The 21,966-nt window shown below is 44.2% G+C and carries 27 protein-coding genes; 25 read left to right on the top strand and 2 right to left on the bottom strand.

The genetic code is table 11. The annotated features are described in order from the left end of the window. The 16 genes from V4467_04350 to V4467_04425 all read left to right on the top strand — a co-directional run. On the top strand, positions 1-531 hold a 531-nt coding region (locus V4467_04350), incomplete at its 5' end, for an immunoglobulin-like domain-containing protein (GenBank protein MES2088190.1). Positions 532-624: 93 nt separating this feature from the next. Continuing rightward, positions 625-1,698, top strand: a complete 1,074-nt coding sequence (locus V4467_04355) for a hypothetical protein (GenBank protein MES2088191.1) — start codon at positions 625-627, stop codon at positions 1,696-1,698. A gap of 106 nt (positions 1,699-1,804) precedes the next feature. Beyond that, on the top strand, positions 1,805-2,143 hold the full coding sequence (locus V4467_04360; protein ID MES2088192.1) for a P-II family nitrogen regulator: 339 nt from the start codon (positions 1,805-1,807) through the stop codon (positions 2,141-2,143). Positions 2,144-2,474: 331 nt separating this feature from the next. Continuing rightward, positions 2,475-3,779 (top strand): DEAD/DEAH box helicase, encoded by a 1,305-nt coding sequence (locus V4467_04365; protein ID MES2088193.1) that lies wholly within the window; start codon positions 2,475-2,477, stop codon positions 3,777-3,779. Between the two features lie 6 nt (positions 3,780-3,785). Next, positions 3,786-3,974: a hypothetical protein gene (locus V4467_04370; GenBank protein ID MES2088194.1), complete on the top strand. Its 189-nt coding sequence runs from the start codon at positions 3,786-3,788 to the stop codon at positions 3,972-3,974. 55 nt (positions 3,975-4,029) lie between these two features. Next, on the top strand, positions 4,030-4,245 hold the full coding sequence (locus tag V4467_04375) for a hypothetical protein (GenBank protein MES2088195.1): 216 nt from the start codon (positions 4,030-4,032) through the stop codon (positions 4,243-4,245). Between the two features lie 82 nt (positions 4,246-4,327). After that, positions 4,328-4,882, top strand: a complete 555-nt coding sequence (locus V4467_04380; protein MES2088196.1) for a hypothetical protein — start codon at positions 4,328-4,330, stop codon at positions 4,880-4,882. A gap of 127 nt (positions 4,883-5,009) precedes the next feature. Then, positions 5,010-5,936 (top strand): MOSC domain-containing protein, encoded by a 927-nt coding sequence (locus V4467_04385; GenBank protein ID MES2088197.1) that lies wholly within the window; start codon positions 5,010-5,012, stop codon positions 5,934-5,936. Positions 5,937-6,010: 74 nt separating this feature from the next. Then, a complete protein-coding gene (gene msrA / locus V4467_04390; protein ID MES2088198.1) occupies positions 6,011-6,574 on the top strand; it encodes a peptide-methionine (S)-S-oxide reductase MsrA in 564 nt (187 codons plus the stop codon). 1 nt (position 6,575) lies between these two features. Further along, positions 6,576-6,986: a peptide-methionine (R)-S-oxide reductase MsrB gene (msrB, locus tag V4467_04395; protein ID MES2088199.1), complete on the top strand. Its 411-nt coding sequence runs from the start codon at positions 6,576-6,578 to the stop codon at positions 6,984-6,986. A 67-nt stretch (positions 6,987-7,053) separates the two neighbouring features. Then, a complete protein-coding gene (locus tag V4467_04400; GenBank protein MES2088200.1) occupies positions 7,054-7,332 on the top strand; it encodes a hypothetical protein in 279 nt (92 codons plus the stop codon). A 63-nt stretch (positions 7,333-7,395) separates the two neighbouring features. Continuing rightward, on the top strand, positions 7,396-8,154 hold the full coding sequence (locus V4467_04405; GenBank protein ID MES2088201.1) for an alpha/beta fold hydrolase: 759 nt from the start codon (positions 7,396-7,398) through the stop codon (positions 8,152-8,154). A gap of 7 nt (positions 8,155-8,161) precedes the next feature. Beyond that, complete coding sequence (locus V4467_04410; GenBank protein MES2088202.1) at positions 8,162-9,010, top strand: M23 family metallopeptidase; 849 nt, start codon at positions 8,162-8,164, stop codon at positions 9,008-9,010. Between the two features lie 129 nt (positions 9,011-9,139). After that, positions 9,140-9,376 (top strand): DUF378 domain-containing protein, encoded by a 237-nt coding sequence (locus V4467_04415; GenBank protein ID MES2088203.1) that lies wholly within the window; start codon positions 9,140-9,142, stop codon positions 9,374-9,376. A 94-nt stretch (positions 9,377-9,470) separates the two neighbouring features. Further along, positions 9,471-9,914 carry an HIT domain-containing protein gene (locus tag V4467_04420; protein MES2088204.1) on the top strand — a complete coding sequence of 148 codons (444 nt, stop codon included), beginning with the start codon at positions 9,471-9,473 and terminating at the stop codon, positions 9,912-9,914. Between the two features lie 3 nt (positions 9,915-9,917). Beyond that, on the top strand, positions 9,918-10,208 hold the full coding sequence (locus V4467_04425) for a helix-hairpin-helix domain-containing protein (protein MES2088205.1): 291 nt from the start codon (positions 9,918-9,920) through the stop codon (positions 10,206-10,208). Positions 10,209-10,236: 28 nt separating this feature from the next. Here the strand turns inward: V4467_04425 and V4467_04430 are convergent, their stop codons facing one another. Further along, on the bottom strand, positions 10,237-11,418 hold the full coding sequence (locus V4467_04430; protein MES2088206.1) for a hypothetical protein: 1,182 nt from the start codon (positions 11,416-11,418) through the stop codon (positions 10,237-10,239). Between the two features lie 88 nt (positions 11,419-11,506). Beyond that, complete coding sequence (locus V4467_04435) at positions 11,507-12,496, bottom strand: hypothetical protein (protein ID MES2088207.1); 990 nt, start codon at positions 12,494-12,496, stop codon at positions 11,507-11,509. 185 nt (positions 12,497-12,681) lie between these two features. On the opposite strand from V4467_04435, the gene V4467_04440 reads away from it, so the two are divergent. The 9 genes from V4467_04440 (at position 12,682) to V4467_04480 (ending at position 21,909) form a co-directional block, all read left to right on the top strand. Then, on the top strand, positions 12,682-13,833 hold the full coding sequence (locus V4467_04440; GenBank protein MES2088208.1) for an ABC transporter substrate-binding protein: 1,152 nt from the start codon (positions 12,682-12,684) through the stop codon (positions 13,831-13,833). A gap of 116 nt (positions 13,834-13,949) precedes the next feature. Further along, positions 13,950-14,816 carry a branched-chain amino acid ABC transporter permease gene (locus V4467_04445; protein MES2088209.1) on the top strand — a complete coding sequence of 289 codons (867 nt, stop codon included), beginning with the start codon at positions 13,950-13,952 and terminating at the stop codon, positions 14,814-14,816. Positions 14,817-14,819: 3 nt separating this feature from the next. Further along, a complete protein-coding gene (locus V4467_04450; protein MES2088210.1) occupies positions 14,820-15,686 on the top strand; it encodes a branched-chain amino acid ABC transporter permease in 867 nt (288 codons plus the stop codon). Position 15,687: 1 nt separating this feature from the next. Continuing rightward, positions 15,688-16,419, top strand: a complete 732-nt coding sequence (locus tag V4467_04455; protein ID MES2088211.1) for an ABC transporter ATP-binding protein — start codon at positions 15,688-15,690, stop codon at positions 16,417-16,419. Between the two features lie 6 nt (positions 16,420-16,425). Then, positions 16,426-17,154: an ABC transporter ATP-binding protein gene (locus tag V4467_04460; GenBank protein ID MES2088212.1), complete on the top strand. Its 729-nt coding sequence runs from the start codon at positions 16,426-16,428 to the stop codon at positions 17,152-17,154. Positions 17,155-17,192: 38 nt separating this feature from the next. Next, the gene (locus V4467_04465) at positions 17,193-18,140 is read left to right on the top strand and encodes a PEP/pyruvate-binding domain-containing protein (GenBank protein ID MES2088213.1); all 948 of its coding nucleotides are present in this window, start codon (positions 17,193-17,195) and stop codon (positions 18,138-18,140) included. A gap of 64 nt (positions 18,141-18,204) precedes the next feature. Next, positions 18,205-19,464, top strand: coding sequence for an adenosylhomocysteinase (ahcY, locus tag V4467_04470; protein ID MES2088214.1), 1,260 nt, complete (start codon positions 18,205-18,207; stop codon positions 19,462-19,464). 77 nt (positions 19,465-19,541) lie between these two features. Then, positions 19,542-20,564: a PfkB family carbohydrate kinase gene (locus V4467_04475; GenBank protein MES2088215.1), complete on the top strand. Its 1,023-nt coding sequence runs from the start codon at positions 19,542-19,544 to the stop codon at positions 20,562-20,564. 28 nt (positions 20,565-20,592) lie between these two features. Next, positions 20,593-21,909 carry a glucose-6-phosphate dehydrogenase gene (locus V4467_04480; protein MES2088216.1) on the top strand — a complete coding sequence of 439 codons (1,317 nt, stop codon included), beginning with the start codon at positions 20,593-20,595 and terminating at the stop codon, positions 21,907-21,909. The last annotated feature ends 57 nt before the right edge of the window (positions 21,910-21,966 follow it).

Consider the following 21,966-nt stretch of genomic DNA (forward strand, 5'->3'; position numbering starts at 1 on the left):
GCGGTGCAGGAGTTGAACTTGAAAGTGGAAAATCTCATTTCTCAAGGCTTGACCAATGTTAAAAATCTAGTGCTCGATTCCATCTCTGCTGCCACAGGGAAGTTTGGGAGGGTGGAGACGAGAACGCTGTGTCTCGATGATGTCTGTGTTAATAAGGATCAGTTGCAGGCATTGCTACAAAATAGTAATCTTTCAGCCGCGCCCGCAGCGGGCGCGGCCTCCTCGACCCCAACTTCCGACGTTACTCCACCGGTAATCACTTTGACCGGCGACAACCCTGCAGAAATCGGCACCGGCTCAAGCTACATTGACCTCGGCGCCACCGTCACCGACAACCTCTCTCAAAACATCACCCCCGACCTCTTTGAAAACACCGTCGACACCACCACCGCAGGAACCTACCACGTTATTTACACCGCACACGATGCCGCAATGAACATCGCCACATCTACTCGAAGTGTTATTGTTACCAATCTTTTCGTAACCGCAACCTCAACTCAACCGGTGGCGACGAGTACGGCGACGGAATAACTATGGACTCATAGTCTAAGAGTGCATTTTTGGTATAATAAAGATGTTCGAAATCAGTTTTAAAAATTAAATTCACACACATCACATATGATCATGAAAAATCTTCTTAAAAAATTTCCGGTGACTCCGCACAATATTCTCAAAGTGCTGTCAGCGGTCCTCGCCGGATTTGTTGCCTTAGTTGTTTTGCTTTTGATTATTAAAACCAGTTTTCCTACAACTCATCTATCGAAATTTGGCGGGGGGCAAATGTTCAACGTGGCATATGATGGCGCTCCAGTTTTTTCAAGTCCAGGACCAATGGATATGATGCCTGGTTATGAAATGGGAATGAAGGGGGATTATTCGGGAAGTCCTGTCAGTTTGTCAGTACGGAACGCGTACAATAGTATGCCAGTTCCATCGTACGGCACGACTGGTAACAGCGCAGAAAATTTTGAAGTGACCGATTACAGCGCGACCATTGAAAGTCAGAATTTGGAAAAAACCTGCGGGGTGATCAATGGTTGGAAACCGCTCTCATACGTTATTTTTGAAAATTCCAATCAGTATGATCGAGGTTGCAATTTTGCCTTTAAGGTTGAGCACAAACACGTCGCAGAAATTCTTGCCGCTCTCAAAGAGTTGGATCCTAAAACACTTTCAGAGAGTATTTACACTATCAAAAACCAGATCGATGACTTTACGAGCCAAGAAGATATCTTGAAAAAGAAATTGGCTTCAATTGACAGCACGCTCGCAAACGCTATTCGTTCATATGATGAAATTGCCGCCGTGGCCACCAAGGCCCAAAGTCCGGAAAGTTTGGCCAAAATTATCGACAGTAAAATTGAACTTATCGAAAGACTGACGGGGGAGCGCATCAATATCAATTCTGAACTTGATCGACTGGCACGCAACAAGGGTCAGCAGGTAGATAGATTGGAGTACACGTATTTCAACGTTTCGGTCTATGAAAATAAATATTTTGATTTCAGAGATATTAAAGATTCATGGAAACAGGCTCTCAGGTCATTCTTCAGCGATGTCAACGAAGTTGTACAGGGTGTTACGATCAATTTGCTTGTCCTTGTGCTCTTTGTTGCTCAGTTTGTACTCTACGCTCTCATATTGATTTTTGTGGCTAAGTACATGTGGCGGGTGGTTAAACATATTTGGAAGAGTTAAGAAAAAGAAAAAACCCCCTCAAGCTGAGGGTTTTTTTCTTACCTAAATCTTTGACTTTTTCTTCTTGCTCGCTAGTATGAAGCTAGCAGTTGCACACATTCAAAAGATGAAAAAAATCGAAGCGATTATCCGGCCATTCAAAATGGAGCATGTCCAGGAAGCTCTGGATCTCTGTGAGCTTCACGGTTTCACTATCACTGAAGTGAAGGGCCTAGGTAAGCAAAAAGGTAACCCAGAAATTTTTCGCGGGCAGGAATACACTTCGCAGTTTGTCCCCAAGTTCAAGGTAGAGCTCGTGCTCTCCGATGCAAAATGTGCCGAAGCGGTTGCCGCTATTATCGCCGCCGCCAAAACCGGTAAAATCGGTGACGGCAAGATTTTTGTTTCCAAGATCGATGAGGCCATTCGCATTCGCACAGAGGAAACAGGTGACGCCGCGGTGTAGGTTTCGGATTTATTTTTAGAGCAAGCGCAGGAAAAATTCCCTGCGCTTTTTGTTTTTCAATATACATTGATCAGTAACGGCCGTTACTGATCAATGTATACAAGTTTTAATGGCGGCGGTCAGGTTCAAGGCGTCGCGAGAGGGAAGATTGACAAAAATATAAATTTAATATATACTGCTTTTGTAACTAATCTCATTGGTTTTGGGCGCGAAAATTTTAATCAGCGCAAAGCGCAAGCTTTATCTAAACTGGCGAGAAACGGGCTTATCGATTGTGATAAGCACCTGTAGACGGCTTAAAATAGAAGCTTTCTGGTTATTGATAAAACTTATGTTTAACAAAACCAACAACACTAACACTAGCGGCTCATCTTTCCGACCCTCACGACCGCCCCAGGCTGGCCGAGGTTCTTTCCATGCTCGACCAAAGACTTCCTCGTTCGGAGGCGGTTCGTTTCGTGGTGGTGGAAAAAGATTCGGGGGGAATACTCGTGGACGATTTAATGGCGGCGTGCGCGGAGATAAAATTGACCCCGCTCGATTTATTAATAAATCAGTTATTACTGAGGAAGCCGAACATTTTGTACCCGAGCACAAATTTTCAGATTTTAAAATTGACGAAAGTATTAAAGGTGCAATTGTAGCAAAAGGTTACACCTCACCAACCCCGATTCAGGACAAAGCCATTCCTCACGTTTTAATGGGACAGGACATTGTCGGTATTGCCAACACCGGAACTGGAAAAACCGGAGCCTTTCTCATTCCGATGATTCAGAAAGTTCGATTAAACCCTAAAGAAAAAATTTTGATACTCGCGCCAACTCGAGAATTGGCGATTCAAATCGATCAAGAATTAAAAGAATTTACTCGCGCTATTAAATCGGGCGTCCGAGTGTTTTCGGTTTGTTGCGTCGGAGGCGCCAACATCATGCGCCAAATTTCCGAACTTCGATATCCGCACAATTTTATTATCGGAACCCCGGGGAGACTGAAGGATTTGGTTGAACGAAAACGTATCAACCTCGCCGAGTTCGGCACGATTGTGCTCGACGAAGCCGACCGCATGCTTGATATGGGATTTATCAATGATATGCGTTTTGTGATGGAACGAATGTTGAAAAACCGACAAACTCTTTTCTTTTCAGCCACGCTTTCAACAACTATTGAAAAATTGATTAAGGAATTTTTGAAAGAACCGGTGAGAATTTCGGTGAAAACTCGTGATACCTCAAAAAATGTAGAACAGGATGTCGTTCGAGTACAACGAGGAACTAATAAAATTGATGTACTTCACGAACTTTTGAATCGCGAGGAATTCAGCAAAGTTTTGATTTTCGGACGAACCAAGCACGGAGTTGAAAAACTTTCTAAAGAGCTCGAGAAACGAGGATTTAAAGCCGAATCAATTCACGGTAACAAAAATCATTCGAAGCGTCAGCGCGCGCTTTCTCTTTTCAAGGAAAACCACGCCAAGATTTTGGTAGCGACGGACGTGGCGGCGCGAGGGCTTGATATTGCAGACGTGTCGCATGTTATCAATTTTGATTTGCCAGCTACCTACGAAGATTATGTCCACCGAATTGGACGAACTGGCCGAGCTGACAAGCGCGGTAAAGCACTTACATTTTTGGAGTAAAATAATATGAAAACCATAACCAAAAAATTAGCCGTCACTAAAAGACGAAATTTCCAACAGCCCGGAAAGTGGGTTGATCGACCCCGCAAGAGTATTATTCTTTTGTGTTTGTGTGGTAATAAATATATTAAGACTCGTGATAAGCAAATTGTGTGTATCAGATGCATCAATCACGGTGTGCCACCAACAATCTAAAAAAAACCACAAGCAATAGCTTGTGGTTTTTTGTATGCTAGGATTGTGATATAAAATGAAAAATTACGTCGAAAGGGTTTTTAGCAATTGGCCGAAGCTTAAAAAAATAATTGCCATTGCGCTCATTGTTTTAGGGTTTCTGGCTTTAGTTACGCCGCTGACACCGGGTTCTTGGCTTGTGTTTGTTGGACTTGAATTACTCGGTGTAGATTTACTTTTTTGGAAAAAAATTAAGGAGTGGTTTAAGAACGGAAATCGGGGTCATTTTTAGTGTCGTGTTGTCTACATTTGTCGGAACAAAACAAAAAAACTGTCAAGTTGAAAAATGCAGAGCTGGGGATTAGTATTGGGGGATGAATAATAATACACAACCAGCAAAAGTGGTGTCGGGAGGACAAGCTGCCCCTAGCAATACGGGCTTGTATATCGTAGCGGTTTTGATTATCGGTTTGATTGTCGGATTTTTTATTGGATCGTACTGGCAGAGTCATGTGAAGAAAGCGGCTACCGCTGATACGCAGACCGAAACAGAAGATCAGCCAGTTGATCAGGCTGCAGACGAAACTGGTTCGGGTGTTACCACAAATACGCCAAGCGATAATATGGTAAGTGTTGCTGATCAAGCGGCAACCACATTGGTGCGTGTTGATTCAGTTTCTCTCACTGAACCAGCATGGGTAGCGGTACGAGAAGATAACAGCGGAGCTCTTGGAAAAATTTTGGGAGCTCAACGATTTGATGCTGGAACCTACACAAATGTTGTCATTAGTCTTTTGCGCAGTACAGAAGTTGGAAAAACCTACCACATTGTGTTGTATCGAGACGATGGCACAAAAGTTTTCAACTATAGCGCCGCTGGATTTATTCCGGGCTTGAGCGAGGAGTTTACGGTTTTCGCGGCTAAATAGTTTTCTCAGAAAAATCCCCCGTCCCGATGTACATCGGGACGGGGGATTTTCTCTTACGCGCCTCGCGGTTGCTTTTTTGCACCAAATGACTAGAATAGCCGGAGATAAAAATTGGAAAGAGACACCTATGATAACGGTTTCAAGTCTGTTTTATGCTCCTATAAAATCCGCAGGAGGGAGGTGGGTTAACAAGGGTGGTTCAGGGCTATCGGTGGGTCCACGAGGGTTTGATTATGACCGTCGGTGGGTTGTGGTCGGAGAAGGAAACATGTTTGTTGCTCAAAGACGAGCGAGTCTTCCCGTTCCGCTTCCTGGTGCAGTGGTTGACGCCCTCACGCCTTTGGGACTTGGTATTGAAGTGAGAATTCTGTGTCAGGTTCAACCCACTCTTTTTTACGATGAGCTTCTGGTGCACGCGCCCAATATGCGCTCATTGCATCTCCCGCTCGCGGGGAAAAAGGGCATGGAAGAAAAGATTACGGTGTGGCGTGATCGTGAGCTTCTTGCGATAGATCAAGGTGATGAAGCCGCGAGCTGGTTTAGCGAGTTTCTCTCCCGTGAGCGACCCGGGGAATATCGGCTTATGCGGATGACTGATGGATGCCAGAGGCAGAGTAAGGGTGGCACCGCGCTCCAAGGTTTCCATGATGGGTATCCATTCATGATGATTTCCGACGAGTCGCTCGGCGATCTTAACCGAAGGCTTCACGAAAAACATTTCGCTCCACTGCCAGCAAATCGTTTTCGGCCTGATATTTGGTTGCGTGGATGCCCGCCGTATTACGAGGATCGCCTGCGGCGTATCCGAATTGGTGACGTGATTTTTGACGGCAAGGCGCTGTGCGATCGTTGTCCTATTACGTGCATTGACCAAGTCACCGCTGTCCGAGGCAAGGAGCCTTTAGTCACACTTGCCACATATCGTCGTGGGAGAGATAAAGATGTTAGCGTTTTTGAAAAACCCAATGCCGTATTTTTCGGTCGATATTTTGACCACCAAAACTCCGGGGTGGTAATGGTTGGCGATGAGGTGGAAATTCTTGAGATGGATTAAGTTTTGTGTAGCCCCGATTCGCTTTGCGAATCGGGGCTTTTTCATTTTGGTTCTGAAAATGTTAAAATCACTGCATGGCAGAAACAGGAAAAAAAGAAGTAGCGATTTTCGGTGGCGGTTGTTTCTGGTGCACCGAGGCAGTGTTTAAAATGCTCCGCGGAGTTAGTTCAGTTTTGCCCGGGTATTCAGGTGGAACCACTAAAAATCCGACCTACGATGAAGTTAGCACCGGCCGGACAGGACACGCAGAAGTCATTCGACTTGAGTACGATCCAACACTGGTGAAATACCGAGATTTGCTGACAGTTTTTTTTGGCAGTCACGATCCGACAACTCGAAACAGGCAGGGGAATGATGTGGGAACTGAATACCGCTCGGTAATTTTTTACACAACGCCAGAGCAGAAAAAAGTGGCAGAAGATTTTATTAAAGAAATCAACGATTCAAATGAGCATGGTGCGCCCGTTGTCACAGAACTTGAGCCAATCGATGTTTTTTACGAGGCAGAAAATTATCAGCGCGATTATTTTGCTAATAATCCCGGGAATCCGTACTGTGAAGTGATTATCAATCCGAAGCTTGAAAAGGTACAGAAAAATTTTGCCAATTTATTAGAAGATCCTAATCTAAAAAAATAATATGGATACAAAAACGATGCCCAAAAATGAAGACGAATGGAAGAAAAAATTGACTCCAGAACAGTATAAAGTGTTACGAGAAAGGGGTACCGAGATGCCCTTTAGTGGAAAACTCCTACATGAAAAAAAAGACGGGATGTATGCCTGTGCCGCCTGCGGCCAAGCTCTGTTTAGTTCAGATGCCAAATTTGATTCGGGTACTGGCTGGCCGTCATTTGATCAAGCTCTTCCCGGAGCGGTCAAAAATATTCCAGACAACTCACATGGCTCGTCGCGAACGGAAATTGTATGCTCTCGGTGTGGGTCACATTTGGGTCATGTGTTTGACGATGGTCCGACCGATACAGGAAAAAGATATTGTTTGAACTCCGTGTGTTTGGATTTGGAGCTTATGGACCAGAAAAAATCCTAAGTTTGCTTTTGAAGCTGTCAAAAATCGTGTTAGACTTTTCCTAGAAATTTCAAAAAGGAGTCATTTTGTGAAAAGCCATAGGAGGGTCATTGTCGAGGCGTTTTCGTCCGTTTGCGGAGTGGTGCTTGTTGTTTTCAACATAATCTTTGGTGTTGAAAGTCAGGTTAACCCTCGGGCCGCAATGGTTGGACAGCCAATCCACTTTACGTTCAAGGAATATCTGGAAGGAACGGCACGAGCGAACGGCAATACGTTTGTAAGCCGAGTTCTTGCAGTTGGCGTATACCCCGGTGTTAGGGTTGGCCAATGTATCAACAATTGGTTTTTTGTAAAACCTCGGAATTAATTTTGTAAGGCAACCGTATCATCGGTTGCTTTTTATATTTAAAATCTCACGTATAATTACAACATGGAGAAAGTTAGAATTCCAAATTCAAAAGGTGTTAATTTGTCAGCAGTTATGCACCGGCCTAAATTTGAAACAAGCAAACTGGCAATTCTTTGTCCTGGGTATTTAGATACAAAAGATTATGACCACCTTGTTGCTTTGGCCGAAACACTCGTGGGACAAGGTTATACCGTTGTTCGCTTTGATCCAACGGGAACCTGGGAAAGCGAGGGAGATATTTCAGAATATACAACTACGCAATACTTGAGCGATGTGAAAAGTGTTTTGGAATATATGTTGCGAAAGGGGAATTACAAACAAATTCTTTTGGGCGGACATAGCCGTGGAGGAATGGTTTCTGTTCTCTATGCTGCGCGTGACCCAAGAATCTCAATGGTGCTTGGAATTATGCCTTCTTCTCCTTTTTCTTTAGATAAAAAAATAACGGAAGGTTGGGAAAAAACAGGCTTTGCTGAGGCGACGCGCGATGTGCCAGGGAAAAACGAAACTAAAAAGTTTCAAGTGCCATTTTCTCACGCGAAAGACAGAATGCAGTACAACTCCGTAGAGGATGCCGCAAAAATTCATGTTCCGGTGATTATTGTCGCAGGTGAACTAGACATGGTTGTTTTACCCGAATATGCAAAAATGATTTTCGATCGGGCTAATGAACCAAAAAAATTTATCCTCATTCCGGGCGTTGGACATGACTATCGGCAAAACCCTTCTGAAATTGTACAGGTGAATACTAAAATTATTGAAGCGGTTTCTAGTCTATAATGTAAGAATGAAAAGGCTTTTCATTCTTGCGTTTTTTATTTTTCCCTCATTATCAGTTTTTGCCGTAACCCCAAGCGTTACTATTTTTCCTGAAACGATTATTCAAGGTGAGCCGGTGCGAGTTACGATTGAAAATGTTTCGGGTGTGGCGGAAGTGAAAGCTGTTTCATTTGACGGGAAGTCCGTCGGCGTATTTTTGCTTGAGGGCAAAGTGATGGCTTTTCTTGGAATTGATTTAAATAAAAAACCGGGCGATTATAAATTGTTGGTAACACTTTCAAGTGGAGAACAGCTTGAAAAAACCGTTTCGATTGGAGCTCGTGAAAAAATTTCTGCGCCACTCGGCATTCCGGAAAAACTTGGTGGCAATACACCCCAGGCGGCGACTAATTTGGTGAGTACATTAAGTCAGGAAAATGTCGTGCTCAATTCTCTTTGGACTCAACCAAAAGCTCTGTGGACTGGAAAATTTACATTTCCACTTGAAAATCCAATTGTTACGGATTCCTATGGTTACACTCGTCAGACAAGTGGATACACCATTACGCACAAAGGCACTGATTTTAGAGCACCAGAAGGAACGAAAATTTTTGCAAGTAATAGAGGTGTCGTACGTCTCTCGCGAACTTTTCGAAATTATGGCAAAACAGTGGTGATTGATCATGGCCAAGGATTGTTTACGTTTTATATGCATCTTTCAAAAATCAAAGTGAGTGAAGGACAACTGGTGTCAGCTGGACAGCTCATCGGTCTTTCAGGGCAGACAGGGTATGCCGAAAAGCCACACTTACACTTCACTGTTCGGGTTGGCGGTCTTTCAATCGACCCTATGAAATTCATGGCTCTGTTCCAGTAGGTTTCGGGGCGTTTTCGCACTGAAACTTATCCCCCTTTTTCTTTGTGACAGAGCGAAAAAAACATTGTAAAATATCGTTACGTATTAATAACTAGGTCGCGTAATAAATGAGCGAAAGCTCTAAATAAAATGAAGAAGTTGCACATGGTGACGTTTATCCTTCTCGTTGTTGGAGGATTAAACTGGGGTTTGGTTGCAGTTGGTTATAATTTGGTAGATAGTATTTTTGGAATGGGATCAACGGTCGCTATGATTATTTACGGATTGGTTGGTTTGTCAGCAGTGTACGAAATTATTTCACACAAGAAAAATTGTATGTGCTGTGAAAAGATGATGGGGGGTTCAAGCACTCCGTCAGCGATGTAAGTTAGAACTTGAGAATTTTGTGTTGAAAAAGCCCCGCCGCGCCTTGCGCGGCGGGGCTTTTTCCTTTGTTTTACCCTATGCTACAATTTATTCCATGAAAGAAAAAATAACCTGCGCCTTTTGTGAAATTCCGGCAATTGCCGAACGGACTGTTATCAAAAACAAGTTGGCTTGGGCATTTCTAACCAACATCCCGATTACGCCTGGACATGTTTTAATTTCTCCAATTCGTTGTGTTGCAACACTCGACGAGATGACCGACAAAGAAATTGCTGCTATTTTTGATTTAAGAAAAAAGTTGCTACCCGTGTTAAAAAAATTATTTGGTGCAGAAGGTTTTCATTTCGCCTGGAACGAAGGAAAAGTCGCTAGCCAGTCAGTGCCACATTTTCATCTTCATGTTGTGTCGAGAAAAAAAGGAGACGAAGGAATTACCGAATTTGAACCACGTAAATTTTTATATCGTCCCGGGAGCCGACAAGACAGCCCAGAAAAAGAATTACAAGAAGTGGCTACCATGATTCGCAAAGCCTTTTAGTCCATGACAGAGAAACAAATTATTTTAAAAAATTTCCAAATAATTCCCGGAGTGGGGAAGTCGATTGCGGAGGACTTATGGAATTTAGGTTTGCGAAAAGTTTCGGATCTTAAAGGAAAGGATCCCCAGAAACTCTACGACAAGCTTTGTAAAATAGAGAATGCTCACGTTGATCGCTGTATGCTCTACGTTTTTCGTTGCGCGGTCTATTTCGCTTCAAACACCCGGCATGATCCCGAAGCACTCAAGTGGTGGAGATGGAAAGATGATATAAAAAAACCGTCCACTTTGTAGTAAGGGACGGTTGGGTACGTTTCTTCAGCTAAGCCGCAAGAAGGAGGTTTGGATCAAGCGCGGCTGGTTCAGTCGGTCGCCACGAGATTTTCTTTCCTCCGAAGAATGTCAGGACGCCACCATAACTTTCCGGCATTTCCCATTCCCATCTCTCAAGTTCAAACGTTTGTTCGAGGTCAACTTTGATCCCGAAAGCGCGCGCGCCGTTTTCGACGGTGAAGGCGGCAAATGCTGGCGAGTCGAGCTGGCCATATTGGTCGAACAGGTCGACTATCACTGGTCCGAGTGTTGGCGCAACGTGAGCTCCCGGACAGCCGCAAATACAAAGCTTGTCAAAATGCGGAGCCGAATCGGGTCCAAAGTGGAATTTCTGGTACGCCGGTTTGTGCGCATTAAACATGACGAAGCGCACTGCCCGCATGTCAGGTGACTTCTGTGCCGGAGGCCTGAAATGGCTTCTCGGATCAAGTCCCGTTTGTCCACGCCACTTGCCCTCGAGCAGATCATTTCGGGTGGCAAGGGCGTGTTGAATGGTGAGTCCTCCGGTGACGTTGGCCGGCATCTCACCAACCATGTCGATGGTTCGTTCGAGCGAAATGTGCTCAACGTTGAATCGTCCGCCTGGGAAGTCCGTTGTCGCCATCGGTTTGAAACGATTGCGCATGAAATAACTTTCCCGATGGTACGTGTCGATGTGATCACCCGGCTCTTCACCGTGAATGCACACAATGAAGCCGATCTCGAGCGCCCAGCCGACAGGTTGATACATGTCATTCTTGAATGAAGTCCACCCGTCTTTTGAATGGGTAACTCCGGCAGGGTAGATTTTCGCCGTTCTGACTCCGATGTCCCACGCGGCTTGCAACTCGACCCGTGTTGTTTTCGGCATGAGCTTAATGCTGACACTGAACCGGATGCTATTTTTGTTCTCTACTACCGGGATGAATCGGTCGAGTCCAGTGTGATACCGAACGACATCAGCGGCCGTGAGAATCGGCCCGGGTACCTGCGTGTTTGGTTGCAGTATGTCGTGTTGCGCCCACCAGCTCGTAGTAATGACAGCGGTCTTCATGCGCGGGATTGGTTTCTCTTCCAAAACTTTTCCCTCGGGAACATCTCGCGCGTGCCCGTGTGTTAACACGAACTTAGTGAATTTCCGACTAGCGCCGAGTGGCGTGGTGGAAGATTGCAGTGGCGGTAGCTTTTTCATGATATTGATTTTTCTAACGTGTTCAAATTTTTCTAGTCTGCGCATATCCTATTCCACGCAAAAGAAAAAGCAAGTCGGAAAGACTTGCTTAGAGACGGTTATAAAAGTGTGCCGCTTTGTACGAAGCGCGGATCATTTTTCGCACTTGAGTTGGTGCCAGAAAGGCGATTGATCCAGGGGACGTGGCCTCGGCGCCTGCCTCAATGACTTTCCACGCATCTTCTCCTGAAAGCAAACCACCACCAGCTATGATTGGCTTAGTGATTCCGAGAGACGTCACCGCTCTTACCCACTCGAAAAGAAAGGGTTTGAGAGGCGCTCCTGAAAGGCCGCCAGCAAAACTTGGGAAACGTTTGGCCATCGGTGAATCTGCAGGATTGGAAGTTCCAAAAAATTTCTCCCAATTAACCGGCGGCGTTTCCTTTGCCCATGTTGGTTGTTTCCCAAACGGCAAGGTGTTAAAGACGCAGATGGCATCGCAACGCGGATGTTTGGCGATGCGAAGCATGGAACTCGGGTGAACTTCCGGGCCGAATTTTACAGCAACAGGAATGCGTGCCGGTAGGATGTTCTGGGCATCATCAAGAATCGGCAGTACCTCATCGATCAGGTCATTGGGGTCAAGTCCACCATTTGGACAGGACAGGTTGATTTGAATTGCCCAGTCAACCCAACGTAGATGTTCTCTGGTGTGAGCGAGCTGGGTGAAAATTTCTCTCAACTCAGCTCGCCGCGTCGCTGGCGTTTTCTCAAGGGACATAACCGATATCATGAACGGCTCAGCCATTGTGTTCCACCCGGCATGTTGTAGAAGAAACTCAAGTCCCGGACCACTGAGACCAACAGCGTTGAGAGCCAGTTGATGTTTGTGGCTAACTATAATGCACCTTGGCATCAATTCCTTCGGTGTCATTCTATCTTTCGCGAGCGGCATGTTGCCGGCGCGAGGAAGTAAGGTTGTGGTTTTTGTCACCGGTGTTGAGTAACGGAAACTACAACCAAATGGCCATAGCAGGTGATGGTACCAATACCCTCCGCAATCGAAGTTTGTGGCACCTGCAGCTTGGCACACGGGCATGAATTTTATTCCGCGAAGAGTCATAGAAGAATCGTAATGTTAAGGTTCCAATTTTCACTGGGTTAGTTTTAGCACGGGGTTGTCACGCAGGTCAATTTTAGATTTAGAACTTTCGAAGCTTGCAAATTTTTTGGCTGGGTATACCATTTGAATTGTAATTAAAAATTATTAACTAATCAAAAAATATGGAAGGTCAAAAGTCTAACTTTTTTACGTGGGTAGTGGTGGTTGTGGTGATCGCCGTTGGTATTTTTCTTTACTCGACATCTTCAAAGGTGCCACAAGAAACTGGTCCGGTTAAAATTGGAGTGATGTTGCCACTTACTGGTGACGCGGCGTCATACGGTGAAGGCGGACGAAATGTATATCAACTTGCCGTCGAAGAAATAAACGCGGCGGGTGGAGTTGACGGAAGACAAATCGAACTCGTTATCGAAGACAGTAAATGTAACGGCAAGGACGCTTCAAGCGCTGCGCAGAAACTGATAAATATTGATAAGGTTCAGATAATTCTCGGAGGATTCTGCAGTGGCGAGTCAATTGCCGCTACACCAATCGCAGCGGCGGGCAAGGTCGCTTTGTTTTCTCCGGGCTCGAGCAGTCCTGACTTGACCAATATCAGCCCTTACTTTTTCAGAAATTATCCAAGCGATGCGTCACAAGGAAAAGTTTTGGCAGAAACGGCTTACAACAGCAAGCAATGGAAAAAAGTGGCAGTGATTCAAGAGCAAACAGATTACGCACTCGGTGTTTTCAAATCATTTTCAACTTCCTTTGAAGGTTTTGGTGGAACAATTGTTAAAGAAGAAACCGAAACTGCCAATTCTGATTTTCGTTCAATTCTGACAAAACTCAAAGCGGCTAACGCTGACGCTCTCTTTATAGATACTCAAACTCCTGCTATGTCTGACCGAATTTTGAAACAAGTTCAGGATTTGGGTTGGAAGCCAGCGATTATTATTAACGATGCTACAGCCGGAGATGTCGCACTTGTCATGAAATACAAAAATTTGCTTGAGGGCGCGATAACTGCCGAATTTAGTAGTGATCCAAAAAATCCTACCATGAGCAAATTGCTCGCATCGTACAAAACTAAATTTAACGCTGATTTACCATTTCAAGCATACGGTCAGACAGAATACGATGCAGTCTATATGATCCGAGACGCAGTAAAAACAGTTGGCTACAATGGTGAAAAAATTGCCGCATGGTCAAGAACTGTTAAAGATTGGGAGGGCGCATCTGGTAAAGTGACGATCGGTTCAAACGGAGACAGGGTTGGTGGACACACGGTAGAAGTGGTGAAGGCCGGTAAAGTGGAGAAATACGTTCAGTAAAATTTTTAGGTTGGTGAAAACCCCCCGATCTGCCGCGGCAGATCGGGGGGTTTTCGTTTGAATTTCCCCTCCAAAACTGTTAGAGTTTTAGGGTCTGGTTCCACTCTAAAGATTGTATGGATATTTTTCCTCAACTTGTCGTCAATAGTTTAATTACCGCTTCAATCTATGCTATTTTAGCTATCGGTTTTAATCTGATTTACAGCACGGCTAAATTTTTTGATCTCGGATTTGGCGCGACGACTGCCGTGGCTGGGTTTGCAACATTTTTTTTCATTGATCGGCTAGGATTGCCACTCATCATTTCTGCCTTTGGTGGAATCGTGGCGGCCGGGTTACTGAGTTTTTTTAGCTACAAACTTGTTTACCAGCCTCTGCGAGAGAGGAAGGCGACGAGCACGGTGATGCTGGTTGCCTCACTTGGTATTTTCACCGCGGTGCAAGCGGCCATTGCCATTTTGTTTACAAGCCAATTCAGAAGTTTGGCTCGAAATTTTGATTCCGCCGATTCGTTTAAGGTTCTCGGTGGCGTTTTCAGTTTTACTCAACTCATTCTTTTTATATGCGCGCTGTTGGTTACAGCATTACTTTGGATTTTAATTACAAAAACAAAATTTGGAAAAGCTTTAACCGCAATTAGCGACGATGAGGAAGTGGCAAAAATTGTTGGTATCAACACTTCAAAAATTCTTGGGTACATGTTTTTTATTGCGGGATGTTTTGGTGGACTTTGCGGAGTGTTGGTTGGTTTTGATACTGGCATTGAGCCAAACATGGGTTTTGTGATTTTGCTCGGGGCGATTGTGGCGACGATTATAGGAGGCGCGGGGAACGTTTTTTCGGCGGCGGCGGGTGCACTGCTTCTCGGGTTCATTGAAAATTTTGGCATTTGGAAATTTTCCGGTGAATGGAAGTTTGCCATTTCTATGGTCGTTTTGATTTTGTTTTTATTGTTTCGGCCGAAGGGCATTTTTAAACGATAAATTATGGATTATTTTATTCATTTAGCAATTTTGTTTTCGATCTACGGCATTTTAGCTCTTTCGCTTAACCTCGTTGTTGGGTATACCGGTCTTATTTCTTTGGCCCACGCCGCCTTTTTCGGTTTTGGCGCCTATGCCACAGCCATTTCCATGACCAAATTTGGAACCAACTTTTTTCTGTCAGTCCTCATCGGGATGGTGGTCGCCGCGAGTTTGGCTACTCTTATCGGAATTGTACTTTCAAGATTGAAAGGGGATTACTACACGTTAGGTTCACTTGGATTTAATTTGATAGCGTGGAGCATTTTTATAAACTTCGAACAGTTGACCCGGGGGCCGCTTGGCATTCCCGGCATACCAAGACCTCAATTTTTCGGGATACATTTCAGTGACAACTTTTCATTTTTACTTTTAACGCTTGTTTTTTTGGCGCTTGTCTACGCGCTATCAAGATTTGTGGTCACGTCTTCTTTTGGACGCGTGCTCAAGGCTATTCGCGAAGATGAAAAGGCCATTCAAATTTTTGGTTACAAAACTCAAAATTACAAATTGTTAATTTTTGTTATTGCAGGAGCGTTAGCCGCCATAGCTGGTTCGTTGTTCGCGTCCTACATTAGTTTTATTGATCCGTATAATTTTACGATTAACGAATCGGTTTTCATGCTTTCAATCATTATTTTGGGCGGGTTAGCGAATGTGCGAGGCGCTCTTTTGGGAGCGCTATTTTTGGTTCTTCTACCTGAATTTTTACGCTTTGTTGGTTTCCCACCGGACATTGCCGCGCAAACACGACTGGTGGTGTATGGTTTAATGCTGGTGATTTTGATGCTCTATCGTCCGCAGGGGTTGCTTGGAGAATACAAATTATAATATGAACACGCTTCGTATAAAAAAATTACATAAGCAATATGGAGGAGTTTCGGCGGTGGATAATTTGAGCCTGGAGATTTCTTCCGGAAAAATTACTAGTATTGTCGGACCAAACGGTTCAGGCAAATCCACCCTCGTTAATCTTTTAACCGGTTTCGTGCCGATTGATTCAGGCGAAGTGGATTTTGGTCATGAGAAACTACTATCAATTAAAGCTTACGAAATAAAAACCTATGGTTTGACGCGTACGTTTCAGGAGGTAAGACTGTTTGAACAAATGAAAGTTTTGGATAACATCTTAGTTGTTCTGACTGGACGTTCAGTGTGGTCGGCGTTGTTTGAGCGCCACGAAAAATTTCACCACGACAAAGCTGAAGATGCCCTGCGCCGCGTTGGCCTTTGGGAAAAGAGAAATGAGCTGGCAAAAAATCTTTCATACGGTCAGAGAAAGTTACTTGAAATCGCGCGGGTGATTGCCATGAACGCGGAAATTATTTTATTCGATGAACCTTTTGCCGGACTGTTTCCCGAAATGCTTAAAATTGTGGTAAAAATTTTGAAGGAATTTCGTGAGCAAGGGAAAACCATAATTTTAATTGAGCACAACATGGATTTAATTCGAGAATTGAGTGACCATCTATTCGTCATGGATAGCGGAAAACTTTTAACCGAAGGCAAGCCGGAGGTGGTGTTAGCCCGGCGCGATGTGATCGAGGCGTATCTCGGTGAATAATATTGTATGAAAGAAATTTTACTTAAAATTGAAAATATTCATGTCCACTATGGTGGGGTCAAAGCACTTTCCGGCGCGAGCATTTCTCTTGATGAAGGTGAGATTGTAGCGCTCATGGGTCCAAACGGCGCTGGGAAATCTACCATTTTGAAAACAGTTTTTGGGTTAGCGCCGATCTCATCCGGAAAAGTGCTTTGGCACGAGCAAGAAATTTTTCCTATTCCGCACGAAATAGTAGCGCGTGGAATTTCTTTTGTGCCGCAGGGTCGTCGAGTGTTTTCTCATTTGACAGTTTTGGAAAATTTGGAGATGGGAGCATACACTGTCGCCGACAAAAAAGAAGTCAGTCGAAGGATAACCGAAGTATTGGAAACTTTTCCGGCGTTGAAGCACAAAATCAGCGCAAAATCGGGTACGCTTTCGGGTGGTCAACAGCAAATGTTGGCTATCGCTCGCGGCCTGATGACCGATCCAAAGATTTTACTTTTGGACGAACCATCGCTCGGTCTCGCTCCAAAAATTGTCAAAGAAGTTTTTGAAACCATACGGCGAATTAATGAACGCCACAAAACTGCGGTGCTTATTGTAGAGCACAATGTTAAATCGCTTTTTGAAATTGTGAATCGAGCGTACGTTCTGGATAAAGGTGAAGTGGTGGCTGAGGGTGAGCCTCAGAAGTTGATCGCTTCAGGAATTTTTGAAAAAGTTTTGCTCGGCCATATCAACTCCAAGTAATTCTTTTTTCGTCTTTTAATTCGTGTTACTCTGTATATATGGAAATTCTTAGAGAATTTAAGGCTCTGGGCAAGCATGATGTCGGGATTGCGGGAGGGAAAGGAGCATCACTTGGTGAAATGACACAGGCGGGAATTCCGGTGCCACCTGGGTTTGTGTTGCTCTCGAGTGCGTTTGAAAGATTTATTGAAGAAACGGATCTCAATGTTGAGATTGATGCGATTTTGCATAAAGTAGATCACAAAGAAATTCACACAGTGGATCGAGCGTCGGAAGAAATTCAGGCTCTGATTCTTGCTGCGAAAATGCCGAAGGATATTGAAGCGGAAATTGAAAAATATTTTAAAAAATTAGGAGCGACATTTGTGGCGGTGCGTTCAAGTGCTACAGCGGAAGATTCAGCTTCGGCGGCGTGGGCAGGACAACTAGATAGTTTTCTCAATACCACCGAAAAAACTTTACTGGAAAATGTAAAGCGCTGTTGGGCCTCGCTTTTTACACCTCGGGCAATTTTTTATCGATTTGAAAAAGATTTGCATAAAACCAAAATTTCCGTGGCCGTGGTGGTTCAAAAAATGGTGGAATCCGAAATTTCCGGCATCGCTTTTTCGGTCCATCCGGTGACGGAAGATCGCAATCAACTCATTATCGAAGGAGGATTGGGCCTTGGCGAGGCGATTGTTTCTGGACAGATTACTCCCGATAGTTATGTCGTCGAAAAAGTCCCGCTAAAAATCCTCGATATTAATGTTTCAACTCAAGAGCGTGGCTTGTTCAAAAAGCTTGGTGGCGGTAACGAGTGGCGAGACATCTCTACACTTGAAGGTGAGAAACAAAAATTAACCGAAGTTCAAATTCTCGAGCTGTCCGAGCTTATCATTCACATTGAAAATCATTACGGTTTTCCCTGTGACATCGAATGGGCGTTCGCCGAAGGAAAATTTTACATTGTTCAAAGTCGCCCGATTACAACGCTTAAAAATTAGGTTGGTTGTTGTACTTCTCGAACTATGCTTTAATTGAGGCCTAATTTAATATGATATCAAAAATATGAACTACGATGTAAAAGACCTTGGCCTCGCGTCAAAAGGAAAGTTGAGAATTGAGTGGGCAGAACAAGACATGCCGGTGTTGCGGCAAATTCGCAGACGATTTAAGAAGGAACAACCGTTCAAGGGAATAAAGTTGGCGGCCTGCCTTCACGTCACCACCGAAACTGCCAATCTTGCCATTACCCTTAAAGAAGGCGGCGCGGAAGTTTTCTTGTGCGCATCGAATCCGCTTTCAACACAGGATGATGTGGCGGCATCACTGGTTAAAGATTTTGGTATCGCAACCTACGCGATCAAGGGCGAAGATAGTCAGACCTATTTTAAACATATCAACGCGGTACTCGACGCCAAGCCATCTCTCACCATGGACGATGGTGCGGATCTCGTTTCTGAACTTCACAAAAATCGCACCAAGCAAATTAAAGATATTGTCTGTGGCACTGAAGAGACAACAACTGGCGTGATTCGGTTGAAATCCTTGGCCAGCGCTGGAAAATTAAAATTTCCAATTCTTGCGGTCAATGAAGCCATGACCAAACATTTTTTTGATAATCGTTACGGAACAGGGCAGAGCACTATGGACGGAATTATTCGCGCAACCAATCGTCTTGTTGCCGGTTCTGTTTTTGTGGTTGCAGGATACGGCTGGTGTGGCCGAGGTCTAGCGAGCCGAGCGCATGGTTTGGGAGCGCATGTCATCGTGACTGAAATTGATCCAGTCAAAGCACTTGAGGCAGTTATGGATGGCTACCAAGTAATGCCAATGCATGAAGCGGTAGCTCAAGCCGATTTTATTTGTACGGTCACCGGAAATAAATCAGTCATCGGAGAAAAAGATTTTGCGGTGATGAAAGATGGTTGCATCATTTCCAACTCAGGACACTTTGACGTTGAAATTGATCTCAAAGCTCTCGCTAAACTTTCAACAAAGAGACGAATGATTCGTGATTTCGTGGAAGAATTTACCCTCAAGGGAGGAAAAAGAATTTATGTTTTAGGTGAAGGACGCCTTATCAATTTGGCAGCGGCAGAAGGTCACCCTGCGTCTGTTATGGATATGAGTTTTGCCAATCAGGCGCTTGGTGCGGAATACATGCTTAAAAATGTTGGAACATTTAAACCTCAGGTCTATGTTATTCCTGAAGTGGTTGATCGAGAAATTGCAGCGCTTAAACTGGCCTCACTCGGGGTTTCTGTTGATGTTTTGACCGCTGATCAGAAAAAATATTTGGGAAGTTGGGAAGAGGGAACGGCTTAGTGCGAAGCGCACTTGATGGAATTAGGAATTACGAATTAAGAATTAGGAATGGGAAAAATTAAAATAAGAATTTAAGAATGAAAGACAAGAAAACCAAGAAAAAATCAGAAGATCTCTCTTCTCATAATTCATCATTCCTAATTCATAATTCTGCCCGTCGGCGGGCATTGGTGGTTGGGTCTGTTGCATATGACGTGATTTTTGGTATTCACGGAAAAATTCAAGACGAGATTTTGATTGAAAACGGTAAACTTGGACGGCAGAATTTGATGTTCACCGCCAAAGATAAGAAACATTTTTTTGGTGGAACAGGTGGAAATATTTCATATGGTTTGGGAAAGACTGGCATGAAGCCGTTGCTTTTTTCTGTTGCAGGGAAAGATTTTGAAGGGGAATTTGAAAATCATTTAAAAACTTCAGGGGTTGATTTACGGGTGGTTGTAAAGAAAGATGAGTGGACAGCAACTTTTTATGGTATGTCTGACGAAGAGACTCAGCAAATTGGCGTCTATCAGCCGAACGCCTATGCCGCGATTGATACCACTTCGCTTTCCGCTACAATTTCGGAAAAGGATTTTTCAGAAATAGGAGTAGCGATTTTTTCCGCTGGTACTGGAAAAAGTATTTTTAAGCAGATGAAAGAGTTGCGAGCGAGACTCGGCAACGAGGTGGTTATTATTTTCGATCCAGGACAGGTTATTTCAATTTTTTACGATAAAAAACCTTTAGAGGAAACGTTAGCTCTGTCTGACATTTTTATCGGCAATGAAGTGGAGTTTAAACAGATGGAGGGAATTTTGGGATATACCTATGAAAAACTTTTACAAAAAGGACTAAAAGCCGTCGTGAAAACGGTCGGAGAAAAGGGAAGTGTTATCTACGAAAAAAATCGTACGACTGAGATCAAGGCGGTCAAAGCGAAAAAAGTTGTAGAGACCACAGGTGCGGGCGACGCCTATCGCGCTGGTCTTATCTACGGATTGCTCAATGGTTTAGATTTAGCGGCTGCCTGTCGCATTGGCGCCAAACTCGGTGCCAAAAATGTGGAAACGGTTGGTGGGCAAGCCTATGAAATTAGCAAAGCTGATTTGAAAAGCTAAATCTCTTTGTTGTAGTACAATAGTACCCATGTTAAAAGCCAATCCAACAACACTCGTGGTTTTTGGAGCCACGGGGGATTTGTTTCGAACGAAATTGGCGCCGGCCTTGCTTGCGCTTTCCGACAAGAAGGAGTTGCCGGAATTTTTACGTATCGTCGCTTTTTCCCGCCGTCCTTGGGATAACGAAAAATTTCGAGAATTTATACGAGAGGCCCTTGTGAGCAAAGCTCCAGACATTTCCACTGAGATTCTCGAAGCATTTCTTGATCGTATTTTTTACTGCGAGGGTAATTTTGACACTTTGGAAAGTTATCAAAAGGTTGCTGAGATGTTTGCGCGTTTTGATGCTGAGGCTGGTGTGTGCACCAACAAACTTTTGTATCTTGCTACTTCACCTGCGTTTTACGAAACGATTCTTCAAAAAATTTCTAGTTCTGGTTTGGCAATTCCTTGTGCGCCTGTCGAGGGTCAATCGGAAACTGGCTGGACTCGGGTGCTTATCGAAAAACCATTTGGACATGATTTAAAAAACGCGGAGCGACTGGACAACTTGCTTGCCCAACTTTTTACCGAAGAACAAATTTTTCGTATTGATCATTATTTGGCCAAAGAAACTATGCGTAGCATTTTGCAGTTCCGTTTTTCTAACGGGCCGTTCGAATCAATTTGGAATTCAGAGAACATCGATACTATCGATGTAAAATTTTTAGAAAAGGATGGTGTCGGAAGCCGCGGGGAATCATACGATGGGGTGGGTGCTCTGCGAGATGTGGGGCAAAATCATTTACTTCAGATGGCGACATTGGTGGCTATGGAAAATCCACGCAAGTTTTCGGTGGAAGCCATTCGGAAAGCTCGCGCCGAGGTGCTCGAAAAATTTAAATTAGCAGAAACCCCGCCGCCGTTGCGCGCGCAGTACGTGGGTTTTCGTGAGGAGAAAGCTGTGTCTCCTAATTCTCAAACGGAAACTTATTTTCGCTGTACACTTAATTCAAGTGCACCACGTTGGCGCGACACCGCTTTTGTTTTGGAGGCCGGCAAGGCTACGGGGGAACATAGAGTTGAGATTGTTATTCATTTTAAAAAGTCACATGACTTGGTTTGTCCCGTCGACGCTGTGTGTAGCGCGGGAGATAACACAGTCAAATTTGATATCCTATCTTCTTCAAACAAACGTTCCGATGCGTATGAACGAGTACTGCTCGATGCAATTATGGGAGATCAAACACTTTTCATATCAACAGCAGAAGTCATTGCCGAATGGAAACTTGTCGAAGAAATTTTCAAAAAGTGGGAGAAGACTGAATTGGTGCACTATGCGAAAGGATCGATGCCAAAAATTTAAAAGAGGAAAGGTCTAATTGTCTGAACTTAGAGAGACTGTATAAAATTTCCAATTGCG

The sequence above is a fragment of the Patescibacteria group bacterium genome (assembly GCA_040390045.1).
In the GTDB taxonomy this organism is placed as follows: domain Bacteria; phylum Patescibacteriota; class Minisyncoccia; order Phycocordibacterales; family SIBU01; genus SIBU01.

Coding starts and splice junctions, on each gene's coding strand:
- V4467_04355 (MES2088191.1), top strand. CDS start 625: ATGAAAAATCTTCTTAAAAAATTTCCGGTGACTCCGCACAATATTCTC.
- V4467_04360 (MES2088192.1), top strand. CDS start 1,805: ATGAAAAAAATCGAAGCGATTATCCGGCCATTCAAAATGGAGCATGTC.
- V4467_04365 (MES2088193.1), top strand. CDS start 2,475: ATGTTTAACAAAACCAACAACACTAACACTAGCGGCTCATCTTTCCGA.
- V4467_04370 (MES2088194.1), top strand. CDS start 3,786: ATGAAAACCATAACCAAAAAATTAGCCGTCACTAAAAGACGAAATTTC.
- V4467_04375 (MES2088195.1), top strand. CDS start 4,030: ATGAAAAATTACGTCGAAAGGGTTTTTAGCAATTGGCCGAAGCTTAAA.
- V4467_04380 (MES2088196.1), top strand. CDS start 4,328: ATGAATAATAATACACAACCAGCAAAAGTGGTGTCGGGAGGACAAGCT.
- V4467_04385 (MES2088197.1), top strand. CDS start 5,010: ATGATAACGGTTTCAAGTCTGTTTTATGCTCCTATAAAATCCGCAGGA.
- msrA (MES2088198.1), top strand. CDS start 6,011: ATGGCAGAAACAGGAAAAAAAGAAGTAGCGATTTTCGGTGGCGGTTGT.
- msrB (MES2088199.1), top strand. CDS start 6,576: ATGGATACAAAAACGATGCCCAAAAATGAAGACGAATGGAAGAAAAAA.
- V4467_04405 (MES2088201.1), top strand. CDS start 7,396: ATGGAGAAAGTTAGAATTCCAAATTCAAAAGGTGTTAATTTGTCAGCA.
- V4467_04410 (MES2088202.1), top strand. CDS start 8,162: ATGAAAAGGCTTTTCATTCTTGCGTTTTTTATTTTTCCCTCATTATCA.
- V4467_04415 (MES2088203.1), top strand. CDS start 9,140: ATGAAGAAGTTGCACATGGTGACGTTTATCCTTCTCGTTGTTGGAGGA.
- V4467_04420 (MES2088204.1), top strand. CDS start 9,471: ATGAAAGAAAAAATAACCTGCGCCTTTTGTGAAATTCCGGCAATTGCC.
- V4467_04425 (MES2088205.1), top strand. CDS start 9,918: ATGACAGAGAAACAAATTATTTTAAAAAATTTCCAAATAATTCCCGGA.
- V4467_04430 (MES2088206.1), bottom strand. CDS start 11,418: ATGAAAAAGCTACCGCCACTGCAATCTTCCACCACGCCACTCGGCGCT.
- V4467_04435 (MES2088207.1), bottom strand. CDS start 12,496: ATGCCCGTGTGCCAAGCTGCAGGTGCCACAAACTTCGATTGCGGAGGG.
- V4467_04440 (MES2088208.1), top strand. CDS start 12,682: ATGGAAGGTCAAAAGTCTAACTTTTTTACGTGGGTAGTGGTGGTTGTG.
- V4467_04445 (MES2088209.1), top strand. CDS start 13,950: ATGGATATTTTTCCTCAACTTGTCGTCAATAGTTTAATTACCGCTTCA.
- V4467_04450 (MES2088210.1), top strand. CDS start 14,820: ATGGATTATTTTATTCATTTAGCAATTTTGTTTTCGATCTACGGCATT.
- V4467_04455 (MES2088211.1), top strand. CDS start 15,688: ATGAACACGCTTCGTATAAAAAAATTACATAAGCAATATGGAGGAGTT.
- V4467_04460 (MES2088212.1), top strand. CDS start 16,426: ATGAAAGAAATTTTACTTAAAATTGAAAATATTCATGTCCACTATGGT.
- V4467_04465 (MES2088213.1), top strand. CDS start 17,193: ATGGAAATTCTTAGAGAATTTAAGGCTCTGGGCAAGCATGATGTCGGG.
- ahcY (MES2088214.1), top strand. CDS start 18,205: ATGAACTACGATGTAAAAGACCTTGGCCTCGCGTCAAAAGGAAAGTTG.
- V4467_04475 (MES2088215.1), top strand. CDS start 19,542: ATGAAAGACAAGAAAACCAAGAAAAAATCAGAAGATCTCTCTTCTCAT.
- V4467_04480 (MES2088216.1), top strand. CDS start 20,593: ATGTTAAAAGCCAATCCAACAACACTCGTGGTTTTTGGAGCCACGGGG.